The organism is Pantoea sp. RG18 (assembly GCF_025910075.1).
GTDB classification, from domain to species: domain Bacteria; phylum Pseudomonadota; class Gammaproteobacteria; order Enterobacterales; family Enterobacteriaceae; genus Pantoea; species Pantoea agglomerans.
The window spans coordinates 1-19,293 of the sequence record NZ_JAPCIL010000016.1; the positions used below are offsets into that span (position 1 = coordinate 1).

Below are 19,293 nucleotides of genomic sequence, written 5' to 3' on the forward strand. Positions count from 1 at the left end.
AAAATTTTAAAGGTTATAGTAAATGTTGTGCTGAATTTGAAAGCAAAACTTGTTAGAAAAGAAATCAATGGCGATTTTTGCTATCTGCAGGTGTAAGTTATTTTTAGATTGAGGAGCGAATGAACAGTGAATGATTATGTGGGAAAAGCCATCAACATAGCTAATACCCACAAGTGAAAATTAAGTAATGGTATTTTGGTAAATATCAGGAGGTAATTATTTCCATAGCTTTCTTATTTGTCTCACCCATATCGAGGAAATGTCCCTGCATGTATAGGAAAAATAATGTAGTTATGAATCTTTTTGTATTAGGCTTTGAAAACATAGACGGAACTAAACTAACAAAAAATTTAGCCAGTTTTTCCTCAGCAGAAATCTCTGATGAAGCATATTTATGCTTCATTACTGCTCTACAACATATGTTAAAGACTCTATCAACCTTAGGTCCATATGGATTATTAAAAGCCGTTAAGTGGCTGTTATTATAGCACTCACCCGGTAATGAATTGGTAATTACTGATTTTCTAAGATAACAGTCAAAAACTTGGGCTAAAAAATCGCTTGCTCTGAGTTCATCATTGAAAGAACCCACATAATTACTAAGAAGCTTACAAAGAACATCGCCCTCAGGATCGATAGGTGAACATGCAAGATTTAAAAAGTCAGTGCTCTGGATCGGGAAAGGCAAGCCATTAACTGCATGCAGTATAATTAAATTTTCTCTTTGAGATATTGAAAGTGTTGATGCCGCATCACCGATTAGTTTATACGGGTTAATTGGAGTTATCTTAAAAAGATGTACCATAAACCAACATAATTGCGTATCTATGGAAAAAATAGGTATATCGCTATTTTTTATTGCGTATATTGATTTAACACAGCGATGACCCCAGGTTTTAATATTATCATTAAAAGTCTTATCATAGTTGTCAGGGATAATAGTTAACACATGAAGTAAAGGGAAAATATTTTTTAAGTTAGCTATAACATTGGCATTGAATTTTTTAACGAGTTCAGATGGTACACACAGGATTTTACCATTTTCATCTTTAGAGACAGATAAGGATTTAACGTTTTCAACATAGTTAACCCAGTTCTTGAGCGCATCAATATCATCCTGAGTTAAGTGCAATTTAATTCCATTTTTAACAAAATATTGAGACGTCGATGTTAAGCATAAGTACATAATAGTTATTATGTCAGTGCACGCATCAGTCTCAATATTTTTCCCTCCATTTATTAATGCTTCGAATTTAGTATCTTGATTTTGTAGAAGCATCATAGCCGACTTAACTGGATCATTCTTATTAATTAAATTCATCCTAATAGCTAGAGGAATGGCTTTGTTCGTAAATAATGTGTCATCAATCTTATTTTGAGGTAAGTACCTACTAAATTGCTCAACCATAGTTTCCGGATTTTCAGATAATGTTAAAATCTGAAAGACGTCTGAACCGTCATTTGACTCATCTCGGATTTCTGTTGCTAAATTCTTAATTGCAACAAATGGTGGTAAAAAATTCTCTATTTTTAAATGCTTTATCCCTGATATGACTTCATCTCCTACCTCTTTATCCTTAAAAGCTTTCGCTAGAATGGAACTTGGGGTAAGAGTATGCCGATTAGATAAATTATCATCACTGGATATTATTTTGATAATACTCTTATCACCATCAAAGTATTGGATTGCACGCTCTAAGCCATTGATATTATATGATGGTTTAAAATTTTGAACATGTTTGCTCATTATAATCTGTAAGCACGCTTCAGAGATATAATAGTAGTTATTTTCCAATGACTCTTTGAACCAATCAATAATGATGCTTTCAACTAATTTAAAATTCTTTCTTTCAACTAATATTTTTATTATTTCAAGTGTCACGCTTTTTGGTTTTGCAAATAAAGAGCCATCTAAATTACTAATTATTTCATCAATTTGTGCAAACATACCTAGCTTGTAAAGAGTTTTAAATTTAAGATCGATTCCGTTTAGGCTATTGTTTTCTTTGATTTTTTTTGCTTCAGTTAAAGCTTCTTTGGCTGATCCATAATATAGGTGAGTCCAAACTATCATATTATAAATTTCAATAGGTTTTTCTTTATCATTCACCTTGTCGATTAGTGATATCACATCCTTATGACGGGCGATACTGTGTAGTTTAAAAAGGGTGTAACAAATTAGTGGAGAACACCATATGTCTTTTATTTCTTTTAGGAAATACAAGAGGAGATCGCAAGCTTCGTTTTCTCTTTCGCGCTTATAAAGCAGTTCACTTAGCGCTTGAATAAATTCTGAGTTGATATGCTCATGCTCAGGCTTTGGTGTTTTGAGTAGTGACTCTATGCACGTATCTAACTCAGCATCATTGCTTGATAACAAAAGCACTCTTAATGCATTTAATTTATTTTCAAAATCACTGAATGCACCGGTTATAGTAACGCCATTATCTATCCAAGCCCTAAAGTCATCATCAGGGATTATTTCTTCTGCAATCCAGAATGTGAGGTTATCCACCTCATTAGTTTTTATTATTTCACTAATTTTTTCTTCTTTATCTTTATCGCTGCAGATAATTTTTTCTAAAATTTTAGTTGGGTGGTTATCTGATACATCACCTGCTTTAAGCGACATTCGGATTTCATCTGCATAATCTTTGGCGAAGATTTCGGCTTTATCTATATTTGATGCGCAAACTTCTATAAGTTCATCGTTTGAAAACTTAGTGAAAATTAATGAAGGAAAAAAAATACTGAATAATCTAGAGTCACTGCATTCACTGTCTTTGTAGATTTGCAGAGCTTCATTAAGTAAGTTATCAACTTCATCTTTTTCTAGCTGCGTTAAAATCCAATAATCTCTTTTTTGTATGCTCTCGTTGAACACTAACGCTTTTGTGAATACTGCTGCGTATTGGGAATTATAATTATCAAAATTTAATTTTAGATAATCTGCAACTTGCTGAGCCTCAACAAAACATTTTAGACGTGTTAACCCTTCAATTATACCGTTAAGTTCTACTTCAGATAGGTTGTCCATATCATCACGATATAATTGAATTAGTTCTTCTTTAGTAGAGAAGAAAGCTAAAGCAACTGCTTTACTATATGGCCCAACGTCTTTACTTTGTTCAAATCTTTTCTTTGCTTTTTCAATCTCCTTGGTTGTGGACTCCACAGATAAAATTAATGATAGTGCTAAATCTTTTACGATCTTATTTTCTGAATTTCGTAATGTTGCAGTTATCTCTCTAAGATCTATCTCAAAGCTTGGATTAGATGTGTGTTCACATTTTATTTTTAGGATAGTTAGAAGTTCTGTTACGGCGTTTTCTAGCCCGCCCATACTTTCAATAAGACTTATTTTTTCTCTTGCTGCATCAAAATTTCTATTATTTATTGCATCCAATATTGCTCTGACAGGTGTTTTCAAAGAATCAGGAGTCGTAGAAGTGATTGTTTCAATATAGGTGCCAATGTTAAGGATTTTAGAACCAGCTACGTTATCGCCTGGCCCTGAATGAATTAAGGTTGTATCTGACATGGGGTTACCTATTAACTATTTGTTGTTAACTATCTTGCTGCCGCCAACGTTGTCGCCTGAGCCCGAATGCTGTTGATTTATATTAACTACAGATTGAGCGGGAATTGCGTTTAATAATGCTTTAATTTCCGGGGATTCATCAAATCTTCTTTCAATAGCTTTAGGACTCATTTCATCGTTCAACGGTATTGATTTAATCTTGTCTGAAAGAGATTCAACTGCCTCATCATCCAGAATAAAGCTTTTTAACTTTTCTTTTATAGTGCTTTTTGAGAATGATAAACCAGCCTGTAACAAGTCATAAATTCCGCGTGCTAGGATTGCTGTAGTGATTGCTTCCATGTAGTTTTCCTTTTGGGTTAAACCATGTTCATTTATGTCAGATACACCTTCCCTCATAAACTAAGACTTATCCTACTCATTGGCAATCATCATTGATGCTTATGTGAAATTTTTTTTCATGACATTTGAGTATACCCAAATGTCACCCCCTAAAATCATGCGTTTTTACCTTTAAGTCATGATATAAAAGTCATGCTATCCTTAGTCATAACCTAAAAGTCATTTATGGGTAAAAAATGTACATTTTTGCTTATCTGCGTGCTTCCACGCGAGAGCAGGACGCTGAACGCGCTAAAGATCGTCTTCAGCAGTTTGTTTCAGAACGTGGACATCGGATTGCCAGCTGGTACGTAGAGAATGTATCTGGTGCGTCACTGAGGCGACCTGAGCTGATGCGATTGCTTGAGAACGCGGCTCCGGGTGATGCGATACTGATTGAACAGGTTGATCGCTTATCTCGCCTTGATGATGATGGCTGGAAAACACTTAAAGAGCTTATAAGTAGCAAAAGCCTGTCGATCATCAGCCTGGACCTGCCTACAAGTTATGTCGCGCTCGAGAACCATCGTGGAGACGAATTCACAGCTGCCATGCTGCGGGCTATAAATGCAATGATGCTGGATATGCTTGCAGCCATTGCACGCAAAGACTATCAGGACAGACGTCGCCGGCAGAGCGAAGGGATAGTTAAGGCGGTAGAGAGCGGAAAATTCAAAGGTCGTCAGCCGAATCTGCAGATGCATCAGAATGTCATTAAGCTGCGTCTGCAAAACGGGATGAGTATCAGGGAGACAGCTTCAATATGCGGCATCTCAGAGCGCCAAGTGATTAGGATTACGCAGCGCCATCTCAGTAACAGTGATCCCGAAGGGAAAGGGGTGGATGATGAAGCACACAGCATATGAGCGCGGAGCTCAGGCAGCGGGTCTGTATAAGAAATTAACAAAAACAATGAGGGTATCGAATGATGCCTGCATAAGCTGGGCCCAGAAAAATGGGCTACCAAACATTTTGGGACGATTACCCGTTCCGATAGCAATTTTCTGTTTGCTGATTACAGCTCTGCTTTGTGGGGTAGTAATAGGTAGCTTAATTGTTGTGGCAGCTATGTTCATTTATATGCTTTGCAACATAACTATCAGTAATGAAGACGGTTACAACAGTGAGCATAACCCCTCCTACGGCACGGAGTGGCGTAATGGTAGCGAGGGCACTGGAATCTATACTGGCCCGGAGCATGGCCCCGGACCTTCTTATCGTGTAGATAATGATGACGATGAAGATTAGAAGTCTCATGCATCTAATCTTGGGGGCAGTTTGGATATAGAAAATTATTGTACGGTAAGCCTGTTTTTTGTACATTTTTAGGGCTATTGCCGAAGGTCGTTCACTACTTACTTCATAGGCCGTAACCGTAGCCAGAGGCCTTATCGGCCACTAAGCGGACTAGATCAGCAAGCGATACATGCTTAACTCTTTTACGGTTTGCGCCATGCCTTGCCGTAGTAACGCTTCTAAGTATTCATCAACTGACATTGGCGGCCTCCTCAGATTGCTACGCTGCGTAGTTACTGCCGAGAGTACGAGCGCGCGATTTAAATCGAACAAATCCATCACAAAATCATCAGGATGCAATGCTTCTATACCGAAAGCATTAAGTGCCGGTGCCGGAAAATCTTTAAGATTGAACGTCACTATGATTTCAGAATTGCTACGAACAGAAGCTGCGACGACGTGGCGATCGTCAACGTCAGGTAAATCGACACTATCAATTAGCGGTTCAAAACCTGTAATCATCGCATCGGGAACAGCTTTATTCATCAGTGCGGCGGTGTGTTGAATCTGTTCCGGGGTTAAATCAGTCCTATTTGCCAAAAGATTCCGCTGCCATTCATCTTCAATAGTGGCTGACCATTTCGGCTGATACAGTCCAGTCAGCCCTAAGCGGATCAGTAAATCCCGTAGAAATGACGGGTAAAGTACGCAAGCATCTAAAACTACGGGATAAGGTGTGTGGTTCATTAGTAAAGTCCAAGCTCCTGGCTTAGATCTGCCAACTCCTGCATTGCTTTATTGCTTTCGCTATCTCGCTGATCTTTGTACTTCATCAAATCGGCGAAAAGCACGCGGCGGTGGCGACCTGTTTTATGAAAAGGCAGCTTCCCGTCTTCCAGCAGTTTCACCATGTGAGGGCGTGAAACATTCAGAATATTGGCTGCTTCCTGCGTCGTTAATTCTGCATGTACAGGAACAACTTGAACCGCGTTACCGAGGGCCAGTTCACCTAAAATCGACATAAGCAGCGTCAGTGAAGACGTTGGCAGTTCGATCTGGTGGGTTATGTTATCTGCGTCCTGAATTGCAATTTTTTGTGTTTCCATTTTTGTGGAGAGGTAGGCGGCAAGCTCCCTTTGTCCACGTACAGCTGCCTCAATCTCCCCTTTAGCCGGAAGGCTAAGGCTATCAAGAATTGAGTTTGTCATTTTAGTATTCCAGTTATCTAGTTGATTTGAATGTATAATTTTATGTGTATATGCGTATGTTTGTGATTTCAGTTTATGGCTTTAGTATGTGATTTCAGTTTATGGTCTTAGTGTGCGATTTTAGTTTTAGTGTTACAGCAGCTGTTAATAAATAGATTAGTCGAAATAAACGAAAAACGCAACAAACGAAACAAGCGAAACATACGAAATGCGCACGAAAGGCGATTATTGACGAGTGCGGCACTCTAGCCGTTTCGGTCTGGCGCGGGAGTGCACCCGATTGCTATAGGTAAACCTGTCTAAAAAACAGGCTTACCGTACAATAATTTTCTATATCTAAACTCACCCCATCTACACCGACGTTATAATTTCACGGCTCTTTTAGCGGTATCAACAGCACTACCGCCTGCTTTTTGCACATCAGAACTTCCGTTTTTAAGCGCACCATCAAGTGCTCCACCCACTCTGATACCTGCCCATGAAAGCGCACCCATCCAGAACGCCGGCAGCACCAGAAACATCGATGCCATCACGAAGTTCATGATCAGATCATCCGAGCTGTTCTGAAAGCCGGCCATGTTGAAACTGCTGTGTGTGTCCGAGCTGTAGAGCGCCGTCAGCAGCCAGCTGTCCAGCCAGCGCGCCAGCTCCCACCAAAACGTCAGGAAGTGCAGGGCGAATACAACAAACGTCAGTGTGATAACCGTCTTAATCTCATACGCAGAGAACGCCAGGATAAGCGGCAGAATGACCACTACGGCCATTAGCATCACAGCCTGGACCATTGGTAAGGCCTGTCGCATGGCGTCAAATGCCGGAAACGCCGCGAGGCTTCCAAGGGCCGTTCCTCCGATCGCCGCGACGCGTGATACTGAGTTATCTAGGGTGAAATCCGCATTGCCGCCGTAGCCGGCATAAACATGGCCGCCCTGTGAAACCGTCAGGCTCTCAGGGCTTACCAGACGGCGTACTACGGCCTCCCGGTAGTCGGTCGCATTGCCTCCGATCATGGTCATGGCTGCTGAAAGACGGGTCCATAAGCTAGGGTCAGCCTGGTCCACGACGCGAGCCTGCAGGCCGGTTTCGGCCTTGCTCCACCATTCGCTGCAGGTCGGATAGCCGCCCCGGCCGGTGTCCGGCCGCCCGCTGTCCCGGCTTTCGTTCCATGGAAACGCGGCGCGTGGTGTTTTTGACTGCAGGCTGCCGTAATAGCTGCCTAGGAACGTCTTACTGCCAATCCACTCAATGTCGCGCAGGGTGGCTTTATCCTTCGTCTGCCCCTGGTCCTCGCGCTTCCACATGTACAGCGCCAGGGAATAGCAGTCGTTGGTGAAGTCCTGCAACTCCTCGGCGAGTCCCTTGTTATTGATGCGCGTGTGTTGCACCTCAAAGCGGATCTGGCGCATATCAGGACGGCAGGGGATGGTGGCGACGGACGCCTGGGTGATGCCCTTTGCCAGCTTGTGCATCAGATACCACCACACAGGTGCGGCGGCGGTCTGGTCATTAAGGCTGGAAATCACGGGCGAATAGCCCGTGTCATCCGGTGCCTTCGGTGTCCAGGTCCCGCACGTCTGTGCGCGCGTGGCGTCATATTTGATGGTGCTCATGTCCACGTTCATCAGCGGCATACAGCAGGCAATTATGACCAGAAAGGAGGTGTAAATGGCGTGCTCCATCCGGGGAATGGACAGCGCCCCCTTGTTTCCCTCATCTTCACCTTCCTCCCGGACCTTCAGCCAGATGCCGATAAGGCGAAAGGCCACCGGGGCGGCAAAAAGGCCGGTACTGAGCAGGATATTCCACAAACCGTTATTAACGACCCAGCCGAGCAGGGTCAGGAAATACTCCAGGTAGCTGTTAGTCAGCATTATGATGCTCCCGTGCCGCTGAGCAGCACCAGTTCACACACAACGGCAAAAACCACGCTGACGGCGGCAATCCGCATTAGCGGCTGCCTGTACTGCGACCTGAAGCCGGGCGCGCGCAGGATCTTCACAAACCCCCACGTCAGGCCACCGTATACCGCCAGCCGCCACATCAGCCAGCCGTATTTTGCCTGCTCCATCCATTTGCTGAAGGCGGCCGTCTGGTCAGGATTTTTGATTGCGTTATCCGCAATAACGAGCGCGGCGAGCAACAAAATTAGCAGCGTGCCGGCAATAATCAGCGTGCGCTGCAGAAAAGGATGACGACGGAAAAACGAGGCGCGGCGCGCCTCCCTTACAGGTTTCATGGTGCGGGCCTCGCTCATTTGCTTTCAGTCTCAGGGACCGCCAGCCGGTTCATGCGGCTGTCAGTGTTGTCATCGCTTTGGGTCTGCGGGTTGCTATTTACACGGCCATTTTCGCGCTCGATAATGGTCAGCACGGAGTTACGGGACAGCTCGCGTTTGAGCTCCATTTCGTTACGCAGCGCGGTAATTTCCCTGTCGATGGCAGTTACCCGGCGGTCGCCTTCTTCAATGGCGGCTGTCTGGGAGGCAGCGTTCGGCTCTGACATGCCGGTGACGATCATACGGCGCATAATCAACGCCGTTTCTACCGTATCAGCCATTGCCAGCTCGCCCGCAAGCCGGGCTGTGAGTGCGGCATTGTCAGGATCACGCTGCAGCGCCCTGATAACGCCGGCTGTGATTGGCAGGCTGCCAGTTTTAAGCTTCGCCAAATTGGTGGCGTTGGGCGGCTCGCTGCCGTTAACCAGTTTAACCAACTGGTCCGTGTTCTCTTTTGTCGTTTCCTCAAGAATGGGGGCAAAGCCGGTGCCGGCCTGAGTGGCTCCCGGCTGCTGTTCGTCATCGCCACTGGTACACTGTGATGCATCGGCGCACGTGCGCAGCGAGCTGTCACCAACCACCTGCACCACGGCTTTAGCCGCCTCTTCTGCGCTGCCATATTTTGCGCACGCACCGCCGTTGCAGCTGCTGTTGCTGATTGGCGTGTTGCTTAGCACGGGCTGGCTGTTCATCATGTTGTAGCCGGCGGCGGCCAGATCGTGCGTAGGACGAATGGCAGGCTGATTTTGCCCGCCGCGCTTCTGTCCACCTATCCAGTTCTGTCCGGACTTGCCCTGCAGCTTTTCAGAGGCGTTGTTAACGCGTACCGCGTCGGCATCGCCACTGTTGACAAGCGATTTATACTCATCCATGACTGCGCTCTGGTTCCACTTGTTGTTGCCAGCAAAGTTCATCATGCGTTTAGACATGTTTTGACAGTTAAGTTGGGCCTTATCAAATGCTACGCTTCCCTGTAGCACACCGTTGGTCAGCATGTCGTACAGGCCCGGATTGGCGCGCTGTATCACCATGGCCGGCAGGCTGGCGACCGCGCCGGTGGCCCCCTGAATAACGTCGCTCATCAGGTTTTTATAGCCGCTGGTCACGCCGTTCAGCTGGTTACCCACTGTAGTTTTAAGATCGAAATTGCCGCACATCAGGTCACTGCTCCAGCCTAAATCCATTCCCAGTTTGCGCATGCTGCTGCGCGTGGCTGGCTGGGAAATTACGGAGCCTCCGCCGAGGGTGTAATAGAGCTTGTCAGATACCGCGCCGCTGACGTTTTTGCCGTAGCCGAACGCACTGTCGTTGACCGACGGCAGTGAAATGCCAAATGCGCCGGACCGGTTATCGTCATCAGCCTGTGCCATGCCGATCGATATGCTGACCAGGACCGCAAGAAACGCTGGCCTCAGTGTGGTTGTGTTCATGGTTGCCTCTTAAAAATTGGTTGCATACAGAAAGGTCTGGCCGCGACGTTTGCAGCAGCTGTAGGGCTGCCACAGGGCATAGGCTTCGTTGCCGTCCTGCGCCGTGGGATAGGCGCCGTCGGGGAATACGGCACAGGTAGCCGAGAGCGTGGGCGACAGACGCTGCCATTTATGATTGGCCGTGCCGGTGTTTTCTTTCACCTCGCCCGGCGGCCAGTAGCCCGGCTTACGGGTGCCCTTCAGCTGCTGATAAACGTGGATCTGCCCGGATCGGGTGATGATGTCGGCCACGCGCTGGGCGACGACGGCGGAAGCCTTGTCATCGTCCGTCTGGCTGACGAAGCCCGATCGTGGATAGAGGTTGCCCCACATGTTGGCGGCGGCCTGGCTGCCCAGCTCGCGCTGTCCGGGAATAAGCGCCTCCGGATAAAGCGATTCCGGCAGGCCCGTTCGCCACATAAGCGAATCGAGGGTGCTGAGGAAGTAGGGGTTAAATGCCCGGGCAGCGGTGTCGCAGGAGTAGCCGGCGATGCTGCCGCCAATCAGAGAGGTCGCCGGATGCCCGATGGCGTCTGCGTATTTAAATTTGATGTTTGACTGACGACGCCCTGCGTCCTTGATGTCGGCGGCATTGCCTCCGCCGGCGGCAGCGCCGCTGGTGAGTCCGCCGTCAACGGCTCCCGCAGCTCCGCTCATAAAAGCCGTTTCATGCCAGGGATTGCTGCCCGGTCCTGTGTAAGTTGATACCACCACCTCAGGAATATAATGCGTCACCTTAACCGAGGTTTTAACCGAGCAGCCAAAGGGCGTACACATCAGCCAGTAACAGACGCCACTCACGCGCCAGCTGATACAGTCCTGCGTCACCGCGCTGGCGATAATCGCGGCGGTATTGATGGCGGCAAACGTGGCGGGTGCGGCGGCCACGGCCAGAACCGAGGCCGTACCGGCGGCGGCGAGGTGCTTTTTGTATGACCCTGGCATCAGCCTGCCCCCTGCGTACGGTGCAGGCTGGCCTGCGCCACGTCAGCCGTGCCATATACTACGTCCCGATCATCAAATACTACGGCTGGGTACTTGTGCAGGCCAATTTCCCAGGCGTGGACCACCTGACGATAGGCGCCGGCAATTTGCGCCTGCTTCCGGGGCCAGTCGGGTGACTGAATGACCTGCTGAGCCTGCAGGGCGGCCTGCTGAGGATCTGACGATAGATCACCGAAAATAGCCTGCTGCAGACGATCTGGCCCATCCAGCCAGACAACTTCAGTATCGGCGGTAAGATTCAGGGGAGGGTGCTGAGCGTCGGTAAAAACGACGGTGCCTGCCATTACCTGGATCGGTATCAGCAGGGAAAAAAACAGGAGTGTCCTGATGCGCATTGCAAATCTCCGTCACGGGTATCAGGATGCCAGCGTGACAGCGCGTGCTCAGGGATTCAGCAGTAAACTCTATTTCGGATTTTGAAAATTTTCAGGTCACGCCAGAATTCGGCGTTTGAACAAAAAAGTATGCGACAGAACATTTGTAGTGACAGGTTTAACCAGGATGGAAAATTGCCTCCTGCGCTTTCAGGAGGCATTTGGACAAACAGATAAAAGCTGGACAGTGCAGATTTAATGTTAAATTTTCTTATTAATTTGAGCCATGCCAATGTCGAACTTATGATTTTTTGCTGCGTCCAGCACCTCTCCGAGCCCCTGACGTTCAGGTCCGTCCCGGCCATCAAGACCCTCGCCTTCAGAGCGATTAAATTTAACAAATTTATAAATGGTTTCAACGCAAAACTCAGCCAGTTCGGCTCGCGAGCTGGCACTATCATTTTCACGATTGTTTAAAAAATTCTCCAGTTCCTGAGCAATAGCAGTTGTGTTTTTCACTAAGTAACCCTCTTTGTGATTTATTGAAATAATATGATTGGATCATTGCTGGTTAGTGAAATTAATGTATTCCAGTATTTGGAAGCAAGATGAGACCAAGTATTAATTGAAAGCGGATGTTAATTAACGTGGATTAAAAGATTTGATTTGATGCTAAAAAACCGGCCAGATCGGCCGGCTAATTGATACGTCTGAGACGGGCATTACTCCTGAAAAATACTGCTAACCCAGAGCGTCATATAAACCATATCCGCCGCATCGGGCACGTTGACGTACCAGCGAGGCGAGTCAAATTCATTGTCCAGTGGCAGGCTGGCACGACCTTCCTGAGTCAGAAGAATGTCAGCACGCTTTCCCCGGCCATCTTCCAGATGAATGGCAACACAGCTGTTTTTCCCGATCCGATGCGGGTTACAGGTAATGGCGACCGGCGGCTGCAGGCGCTCCTTCAGCGCGCCTTTCATCGCCTCAAGTCGCTCCTGGGTGCTCTGCGTGGCGACAGGCTCACCCTGCGGATACAGGCCGAAAAGAGTCGGCGTGGGCGTCTCATCGGCCGCAGGTGTGTGTGTTACAGGGCTCGCGTATTTAAGCTTAATCATGCGGTCAGCTTCTCTCTTTTATCGTTGTATTCCGGCATCCCAGCCGACTCAGCCGTCATCAGTCCACGCAGACGATCCAGTTTTCTTGCTACGAGAATAGCAGCATCGAGCTCTGAACAGTTATGTTTACGCATCAGTGCCTTGCGCTCCGCTTTCTCTTCCTTCTCCGTCATGCCCAGCGCCAGAAACAGGCTGGGCGGCACGGCCCGGAACAGTGCCTGCATTTTTTTCGACAGCACCACGCCCTCGGTATAACACCCGGAAAGTTTGCTGGCAGACAGCAGCACGGTCTTTTCCTCCTCGGAAAGCGTGCGGAAGCGGGCGATGTCCTCAACTTCTTTCTTCGGCATGGTCAGGCAGATCCACCATTCGGCCATGTTCAGCATTTTACCTGCAGCCGCCGGGTAATCCTCCAGGTTCTGGGTGGCAAGCCAGAGCCACGCGCCGAGCTTACGCCACATCTTGACCACCTTGGTCATATACGGCGCGAGAAGCGGGTTAACGGTCACAATGTGCGCCTCATCCACGGTAAACACGATGTCGCGCTCACGATACTGGTCGCGTTCGGCAATATTGTTAACAGTATTGGTCAGGGATACCATAGTCAGCGCCATCTGCGCCTCGTAACCCTCGCGTGCAAGGTGGCCCAGGTCAATAAGCGTCACGTCCGCTTCCGGCCACAGCGCGCCCTCCTGATTGAATAGCTCGGCCTCAAAGCTGCCGGGCTGAGTGAACATGCCCAGCGACTCAGCCATTTCAGCTGCCTTTGCCCGACGCGACTCATTACGGATCTGGCCTCCTTCACTGGCCTCATCCACGGATATGCGGTTCAGTGCGTTCTGCAGATCGCCCGGCAGCATCTGGCGATTTTCATTCAGGCTCTGCCTTGCGGCCATCAGCAGCGCTTCGCGGATCATTGCCCGGTCGGCGCGTCTGAGCGCAGCGTCTTCCTTCGGGTCGCCGCCGGTGATCATCATGCGGGCTGAGATTTCCATTTCGCCCAGAATGTCGCGCTTCTCGTTGCCGTCTCCCTCTTCGTCCTCGTTGTCCTCGTCGATCTCAGGCAGGTCGCTTTCATTTACTGCCGGCGCCGGCGCGTCCACCTCAAACAGCTTGTGCGCGTCGGCGAACGGCGGCAGCGATACGCCGCTACCAGGCTTGACGCTGACCTTATTCACCGTGAGGCCAAGGCTTTCAAAGTAGTCCGCCGTCAGACCGAAGCTGTTGCCAGCCTCGGCGATAAACAGACGTGGGCGCTGTACGGCCATTAGCTGGCAGAGCATCGAGCACAGGGTGGCCGATTTACCCGCCCCGGTTGGCCCGAACAGCAGCATGTGCGCGTTCTGCGAGCGGTCGTGTTTGTTGAGCGGATCGAAGTTCAGCACGTCGCCACCCCGGTTAAAAAAACTGAAACCCGGGTTGCCGGTGCCGGTTTCACGTCCGGTGACGGGCAGCAGTCCGGCAAGGTGCTGAACCCACGTCAGGCGGGTGTACCAGTGCTTCTTGTCACTCTGGGGGTTAAAGCACATCGGCAGCGCGCGCAGCCAGGAGTTCAGCGGGCCAACTTCGTGCTCGGAGCGGACGGGCTGCAGCCCCTCGTTGAGCAGCACTGTGGAAAGCTCGATGCGCTTTCGATTCATGTCGGTCATATCCTTTGCACGCAGCAGGAACGTGATGGCGGAGCGGTACAGCTTGTGCCGGCTGCCCAGCAACTCCTTTACGGCGGCCACGTCCTGGCGCACACGTCCGGACTCGGTGTTTTCCCCGATGGCGTTCTTTGCCAGCCGGTTAAATTTCTCTTCCAGCGTGTCCTGTGGCTCCGCAATGATGGTCATACATAGCATCGTGCCTTCGGGAAACATGTCCATCAGAGCATTGACCTTTTTCTCGCCCCGGCTTTTCTCCCCGGTCAGCGTACCCGGCGTCGGCGGCTTACGCAGCCGCTCAACCGACAGCGCTGAATGCGCCAGATCGTCAAACCACCACACGCCGTTCTCTACGTCAGAACGTGGCGGCGTGAACAGCAGCGTCTCGGAGAAATCGTTTTCAACGGGGATCGTGCCGTCCGGAGTGTTGCGGCTATCCTCATAAGCCGCCGCACGGTAAAAGCTTTCCCTGTCCATGCCTTCCGGTGCCGGGTTAAACAGGCGTAGCAGCCAGGCATGGATCTGCAGGCCGTTCTGGCGCGTGCAGCCGATGTTGACGCTGGAGAGGGCGCCGCACAGCCTTTCGCATGCCTGGTTCAGCATGCTGACGGGAGGCATCAGGTCACGGCTGTTTTTATCCACCCAGCGGTATACGACCATGCGGGTCCGTCGTTGCTGGCCGCGCCAAGGCTGCCCGGTGATCAGCTTATCTTCAAAAAGCCCCTGCGGTCTGGCGATGCCGCGCAGGTGACTTTCGGTTTCCTGTAGCCACGCTTCGGTAAATTCGGTGTGCTGCGCGTGCGGCTTGACGTACCCGCGCAGCTTGTCCAGATAGGCGTCCATGTCGTTTTCGTCCTGGCAGAAAAACTGCACGATCCAGGGATTGGCCTCAATGTCATCAAAGCTGTCCTGCAGGGCGTCCTCAATCACATCACGGATTTGCTCAAGGCGTGTGTCGGGACGTCCCTCGGTGGCAACCGGGGTGATGTCGTACACCGCCCCAACCGAGACGCCATCGTCAAGCAGCAGGCACTGTTCTTCGTCCAGGAACTCCGCCCAAGGCAGGTAGTCCACGACGGACGGGTTATGCGCGTAAACACGCTTTTCATCATTCTGCGTCATATTTCCCGGACGCGTCAGCGGCTCCGGGATGCTTTTTTCAGGTGAATCTTGTCGCGTGTGCTGACTTTTTTTAAAGAGTCCGAACATTAGAGCGCCTCCGTGCGTTCGCCTGGCATCGCGTATTGCGTCTGGTCATAGAAAGGGAAAACGGTGCTGTAGCCCGGCACGGGCGTGTTGCCCTGCGCCAGGTGCGGGAAAACGTACATCACCATGTCTGGATTCGGCAGGCGCGGAAACTGCTGATTGATCTCCGACTCCTGCGTGCGGCTGTAACTGCGATCGTCGCCGGCGGCTGCCTGCTGTTCGCCGTCGGTCAGGGCGCGGCGCAGGGCGGCGCGCCCCTCCACGCCGCGCGACGGTCCGCTTTCGCCGTCCGTGCCCTTCCACAGCTCCAGCATGTTGCTGTCGCCCGCCGGAAGCATCTCATCCTTTGACGTGGAGCAGCCCGTCAGGGTGGCGGCCGCGACCAGTACAAAAACGCCAAGCGTTGCTGAAATCTGCATGTTATTTCTCCTCAGTCGAGCCCGCCGGTGCGGCCGTCTTCACCAGGCAGGGTGAAGTCGTAGCGCACCCTGCGGCCCTTGTCTTCATAGTCGATTGCCAGCTCGCGGGTGATGTGCACGGCGAGGTGCGCCCCCGGCTGAACGTAAATGGCGTCAAAGGTCTGGCCGTAGCGCTGCTTCACCCACTCGGTGATCTCGTCGGAGCTGCCGGAAAGCGCCTTGCCGAGCACGGCCTGTCCGGCGTCGCCGGTCAGCGTGGAGGTGACGCCGCCGTAGGCGTTGGTCTGGCTGGTCTGCTGGTTCTGGCCCACCGCATCGCCGGCGGCGCCGGCGGCGCCCAGCAGGCCCAGCGTCGGCAGGTACGTGGACGCGTTGGATTTACGCGTGCCGGAAATGCACGGAATGCCGTTCTCGTCGGAAATCCAGCCGATGCCGCCGTTTGTGCCGGTGTCTTTGTCGCCGTTGCGGGCGTTCTGACCGCTGCCGTTGCCCGCGCGCCCACTGCGGTCGGGCTTCGGCAGGGTGCGCACCGTACCGTCGGTAAACACGAAGGTAATGCTACTCACCTGGCCCCTGACGCAGGACAGGGTCCAGTCGCCCGAGGCCGTGCCGGACACGATCGCGCCCTCTACGTCCGGGAGCTCGATGCCATTGGCGGTCAGGTTGTCTTTACCGATAAGCACCTTGAAGGGATATGGGTCGGTCACGGTGCCGTTAACTGGCACGCGGCCCAGCAGGGCAGTCATGGCGCGGCTACCAATAAGTGTTGAGTTTTCCGGCAGGGTATAGACCGGCTCGGCCTCGTCTTCCTCACCCTTTTCACTGGTCGATCCCTTCACCTGCTGCTCGTAGTGTGCTTTCTGCTTTGTAATCGCATTGTCGCTCATGAATGAGGTCGGGAAGGCCGTTGTGCCGCTGGTGCCGGCACCGGATCCATTGCTGCCCTGGCCGGACGCGGCGCTTTTACCGTCCTGTGGCGTTACCCACATCATGCCGTCATTACCCGCCGCAGCCGGGCTGCCGTTCCCGCTTCCCATTCCGTCCAGCCCGAGGCCCAGCGGTATGTCGCCATCCTGGCCGGCGGTCTTGTCGGCCAGCCCTTTGCCGGTACTCTGCAGCTGGGAGGTCAGGTCGTTAATTTTCGACGTCAGCGTATTCTGTTGCTGACGCAGCTGCTTTTCGCGCTCGCTAAACCCTTTCTGTACGCCCTGTACCGCCTCGTTAACCTGTCCGGACACGTTCTGGTTGCGAGCGCGCAGCTTGCGGTTTTCTTCCAGCAGGTCGGCGTTCTGTTTGTTCAGTGTGGCTTGCTGCTGGCGCACGGCGTTGAGCGAGCCTACGATGGTTCGCAGTGTGTCCTGCGGCGTGTCGCCCTCAACCCCGATGGCCTTGAGCTCCTGCGGCGTCAGGTTCGCAAGCGCTGGCGAGCTCTGCGCTGAGGGCTGCGCCGGTTCGGACGGTTTGCTGTTGTGGCCTTTAACGACCACAAAGACGCCGGCAATCAGCACCGCCGGCACCAGGACCTTGACCAGGCCGTTTGACTTAATCTTCATAGCGGTTCACCTTCTGGGCGGAACGGACGGCCTTGCGGGCAGTAGAGGGCTCACGCACGAATGCCTCATCGGCGCGGCCGGCGGTGACCAGGTAAAGCGTGGTGGTATCTTCTGGCGTGCCGGCGGCTCCCAGCCAGCGATGCTGGAAGGTGGCGGTGACGAACTGGCCCTGTAGCTCCCGCGGATCGAGCACGATCTTTTGCGGGGAGTTGTTACGCACCCGCAGCGCCACCACCGTACGACCGGCCACACCCCAGCCGGCCACGGGTGACACGGTCACAGGCGCCGAGGGGTAAAGCGTGGTGATTCGCGACGGCAGCTGCGGATTAACCGGATGAATACCCGACACCCCTTCAACCGTGCGTACGGGGGCGTAAAGGTTCTGCGCGGCATAGCGCGTCAGTAGGACAGGAATGGGCGCCTTGTAGCTGACTTTTTTACGTTTAGCCTGCGGTTTATCTCCCTCCGCGCCGGACGCCGGGGAGCTGGCTTCAGCGGCGCTGCTGGCCGTGCTGACGTCGCCGCTGTAGATGATTTTGACCGGCTCGGTCGGGCCTTTACCGGTGGCGCGAACGTCCAGCAGGATTACCTCGCCCGATTCCATGTCCTGCAGCTGCAGGCGGGTTGGCGGGAAGTCGCTTTCAGCTCTGAGGTAAACCGCGCCGCCGGTGCTCTGCACACGCAGCTTGCCGTTGAGCGCGGGCGGAAAGCCGACGCGTACGTTTTTGTCAGCAAAAATAACGCGCTCGGTGCCTGTTTTCAGGGGGATCTGCAGGGGAACGCGTTCCCACTTCATCAGCTCGTCGGCGCGGGCAGATGCTGAGCTGAGTATCGCGGCGGGCAGCAGTGTGAGCGACAGCGCCACCAGGCAGGCGCGGGAGCTGAAGGTCATCTTTGAGCAAATCATCACAATGTTCCCTTATTTTCTGCCTTAGAAAGCCGTTGCGGGATACCCTCGTAGCAGTCCAGTGCCAGCCCGAAGGGATTGGTTTCGGAATCGCCGTCCCAGCGAACGACTCTCAGCGGATAGCGTACCGTTGCGCGCTTGACCGGCTCGGTGAGGTAGTATTCATCCGCAATCAGATCGAGGCTTACGACCCAGTTGTCCCGGTCGATAACCTTGACGCTTTTAGTGGTGTAACCCCTACCGGGGATTTCATAAACAACGCGCACGCGGTCAGTCAGCTCGCCTTTGGCATCCCGCTGGTTTGAATCCTCTTTAAGAAACGCCTTGCACTGAGGCGTGAGGTACGGTGAGAGCGACTCAATACGGGCGGGATAGTCCACTTTGCCGTTTTTCGGCCAGGCGTTAAGTTGCTGAAAAATATAATACGTAAAGCTGTAAACGGTCGGCGGTGGCACTTCCCACACGGGACGCGTGCTGCCCTTGCGCAGATCGGGCGGAATATGAATGGTCAGCTTCTCCGGGGCGCGCATCCAGCCACCCAGAGCGGTCATCAGCAGTATCAGCAACACGAAGCAGGCCGCCCTCAGGGTAAAAATATGCTGATCGCGGCCCTTAACCGCGTGGCGAAAACGACTCATTTGGTACTCCTGATTGGTATACTCCGGCGCACAGACCAGCGCCGGGAATCGACGATCAGTTTCGGATCACCGATCCCCATGTGGCGCTTTCTGAGCGCGAACATCTGCCAGATATAGTTCTCGGGCTTGCCGCGCTTTTTGCGGGCAAGCCACTTTCCGCCAAAGCTGATGAACACCAGCGGAAATAGCAGGCTCCCCGTGGGGATAACCAGCCAACTGAGAAAAAGTGCAAAGGGCAGTGAAATGATCAAGCCCAGAACGACTCCGATGCAGGCAGCCAGGCCTAACTCGGGGGTGGTAAACCCCCGGAATACGACTGGCTCTGAATTGAGACGATCCGGCATATCTCGGATGGTCGCCATTCACACCGCTCCTTA

General features: G+C 51.5%; 19 protein-coding genes. 2 read left to right on the forward strand and 17 right to left on the reverse strand.

Going from position 1 to position 19,293, the window contains the following annotated elements:
• Positions 1-205 precede the first annotated feature (205 nt).
• Together OK409_RS18480 and OK409_RS18485 are read right to left on the reverse strand one after the other, a co-directional pair.
• The gene (locus OK409_RS18480) at positions 206-3,541 is read right to left on the reverse strand and encodes a hypothetical protein (protein ID WP_140034365.1); all 3,336 of its coding nucleotides are present in this window, start codon (positions 3,539-3,541) and stop codon (positions 206-208) included.
• A 15-nt stretch (positions 3,542-3,556) separates the two neighbouring features.
• A complete protein-coding gene (locus tag OK409_RS18485; RefSeq protein ID WP_140034364.1) occupies positions 3,557-3,883 on the reverse strand; it encodes a hypothetical protein in 327 nt (108 codons plus the stop codon).
• A gap of 236 nt (positions 3,884-4,119) precedes the next feature.
• On the opposite strand from OK409_RS18485, the gene OK409_RS18490 reads away from it, so the two are divergent.
• Positions 4,120-4,788, forward strand: a complete 669-nt coding sequence (locus OK409_RS18490) for a recombinase family protein (protein WP_140034363.1) — start codon at positions 4,120-4,122, stop codon at positions 4,786-4,788.
• Positions 4,766-5,170: a hypothetical protein gene (locus OK409_RS18495; RefSeq protein ID WP_140034362.1), complete on the forward strand. Its 405-nt coding sequence runs from the start codon at positions 4,766-4,768 to the stop codon at positions 5,168-5,170. Before OK409_RS18490 ends, OK409_RS18495 begins: the two co-directional genes overlap by 23 nt.
• 159 nt (positions 5,171-5,329) lie before the next feature.
• Here the strand turns inward: OK409_RS18495 and OK409_RS18500 are convergent, their stop codons facing one another.
• The 15 genes from OK409_RS18500 to OK409_RS18570 all read right to left on the reverse strand — a co-directional run bounded on the left by OK409_RS18500 (position 5,330) and on the right by OK409_RS18570 (position 19,278).
• Positions 5,330-5,905 (reverse strand): PIN domain-containing protein, encoded by a 576-nt coding sequence (locus OK409_RS18500; RefSeq protein ID WP_140034361.1) that lies wholly within the window; start codon positions 5,903-5,905, stop codon positions 5,330-5,332.
• Complete coding sequence (locus OK409_RS18505) at positions 5,905-6,366, reverse strand: helix-turn-helix domain-containing protein (RefSeq protein ID WP_064691087.1); 462 nt, start codon at positions 6,364-6,366, stop codon at positions 5,905-5,907. The genes OK409_RS18500 and OK409_RS18505 overlap by 1 nt, the downstream gene beginning before the upstream one ends.
• Positions 6,367-6,728: 362 nt before the next feature.
• The gene (locus OK409_RS18510) at positions 6,729-8,237 is read right to left on the reverse strand and encodes a conjugal transfer protein TraG N-terminal domain-containing protein (RefSeq protein ID WP_140034360.1); all 1,509 of its coding nucleotides are present in this window, start codon (positions 8,235-8,237) and stop codon (positions 6,729-6,731) included.
• Positions 8,237-8,620, reverse strand: a complete 384-nt coding sequence (locus OK409_RS18515; protein ID WP_263055014.1) for a hypothetical protein — start codon at positions 8,618-8,620, stop codon at positions 8,237-8,239. The genes OK409_RS18510 and OK409_RS18515 overlap by 1 nt, the downstream gene beginning before the upstream one ends.
• Positions 8,617-10,071, reverse strand: a complete 1,455-nt coding sequence (locus tag OK409_RS18520; protein ID WP_140034358.1) for an integrating conjugative element protein — start codon at positions 10,069-10,071, stop codon at positions 8,617-8,619. The genes OK409_RS18515 and OK409_RS18520 overlap by 4 nt, the downstream gene beginning before the upstream one ends.
• Before the next feature lie 9 nt (positions 10,072-10,080).
• Positions 10,081-11,055, reverse strand: coding sequence for a TIGR03756 family integrating conjugative element protein (locus OK409_RS18525; protein ID WP_140034357.1), 975 nt, complete (start codon positions 11,053-11,055; stop codon positions 10,081-10,083).
• Positions 11,055-11,450: a TIGR03757 family integrating conjugative element protein gene (locus OK409_RS18530; protein ID WP_140034356.1), complete on the reverse strand. Its 396-nt coding sequence runs from the start codon at positions 11,448-11,450 to the stop codon at positions 11,055-11,057. The genes OK409_RS18525 and OK409_RS18530 overlap by 1 nt, the downstream gene beginning before the upstream one ends.
• Before the next feature lie 240 nt (positions 11,451-11,690).
• Positions 11,691-11,948, reverse strand: a complete 258-nt coding sequence (locus OK409_RS18535; RefSeq protein WP_258195921.1) for a hypothetical protein — start codon at positions 11,946-11,948, stop codon at positions 11,691-11,693.
• A gap of 203 nt (positions 11,949-12,151) precedes the next feature.
• Positions 12,152-12,547, reverse strand: coding sequence for a hypothetical protein (locus OK409_RS18540; RefSeq protein ID WP_140034355.1), 396 nt, complete (start codon positions 12,545-12,547; stop codon positions 12,152-12,154).
• On the reverse strand, positions 12,544-15,402 hold the full coding sequence (locus OK409_RS18545) for a conjugative transfer ATPase (RefSeq protein WP_140034354.1): 2,859 nt from the start codon (positions 15,400-15,402) through the stop codon (positions 12,544-12,546). The genes OK409_RS18540 and OK409_RS18545 overlap by 4 nt, the downstream gene beginning before the upstream one ends.
• On the reverse strand, positions 15,402-15,818 hold the full coding sequence (locus OK409_RS18550) for a TIGR03751 family conjugal transfer lipoprotein (RefSeq protein WP_140034353.1): 417 nt from the start codon (positions 15,816-15,818) through the stop codon (positions 15,402-15,404). Before OK409_RS18550 ends, OK409_RS18545 begins: the two co-directional genes overlap by 1 nt.
• 11 nt (positions 15,819-15,829) lie before the next feature.
• Positions 15,830-17,371: a TIGR03752 family integrating conjugative element protein gene (locus OK409_RS18555; protein WP_140034352.1), complete on the reverse strand. Its 1,542-nt coding sequence runs from the start codon at positions 17,369-17,371 to the stop codon at positions 15,830-15,832.
• Positions 17,361-18,278, reverse strand: coding sequence for a TIGR03749 family integrating conjugative element protein (locus OK409_RS18560; protein ID WP_258195920.1), 918 nt, complete (start codon positions 18,276-18,278; stop codon positions 17,361-17,363). Before OK409_RS18560 ends, OK409_RS18555 begins: the two co-directional genes overlap by 11 nt.
• Positions 18,278-18,916 (reverse strand): PFL_4703 family integrating conjugative element protein, encoded by a 639-nt coding sequence (locus OK409_RS18565; RefSeq protein ID WP_140034351.1) that lies wholly within the window; start codon positions 18,914-18,916, stop codon positions 18,278-18,280. Before OK409_RS18565 ends, OK409_RS18560 begins: the two co-directional genes overlap by 1 nt.
• Positions 18,913-19,278, reverse strand: coding sequence for a TIGR03750 family conjugal transfer protein (locus OK409_RS18570; protein ID WP_064691080.1), 366 nt, complete (start codon positions 19,276-19,278; stop codon positions 18,913-18,915). The genes OK409_RS18565 and OK409_RS18570 overlap by 4 nt, the downstream gene beginning before the upstream one ends.
• Between the last annotated feature and the right edge of the window lie 15 nt (positions 19,279-19,293).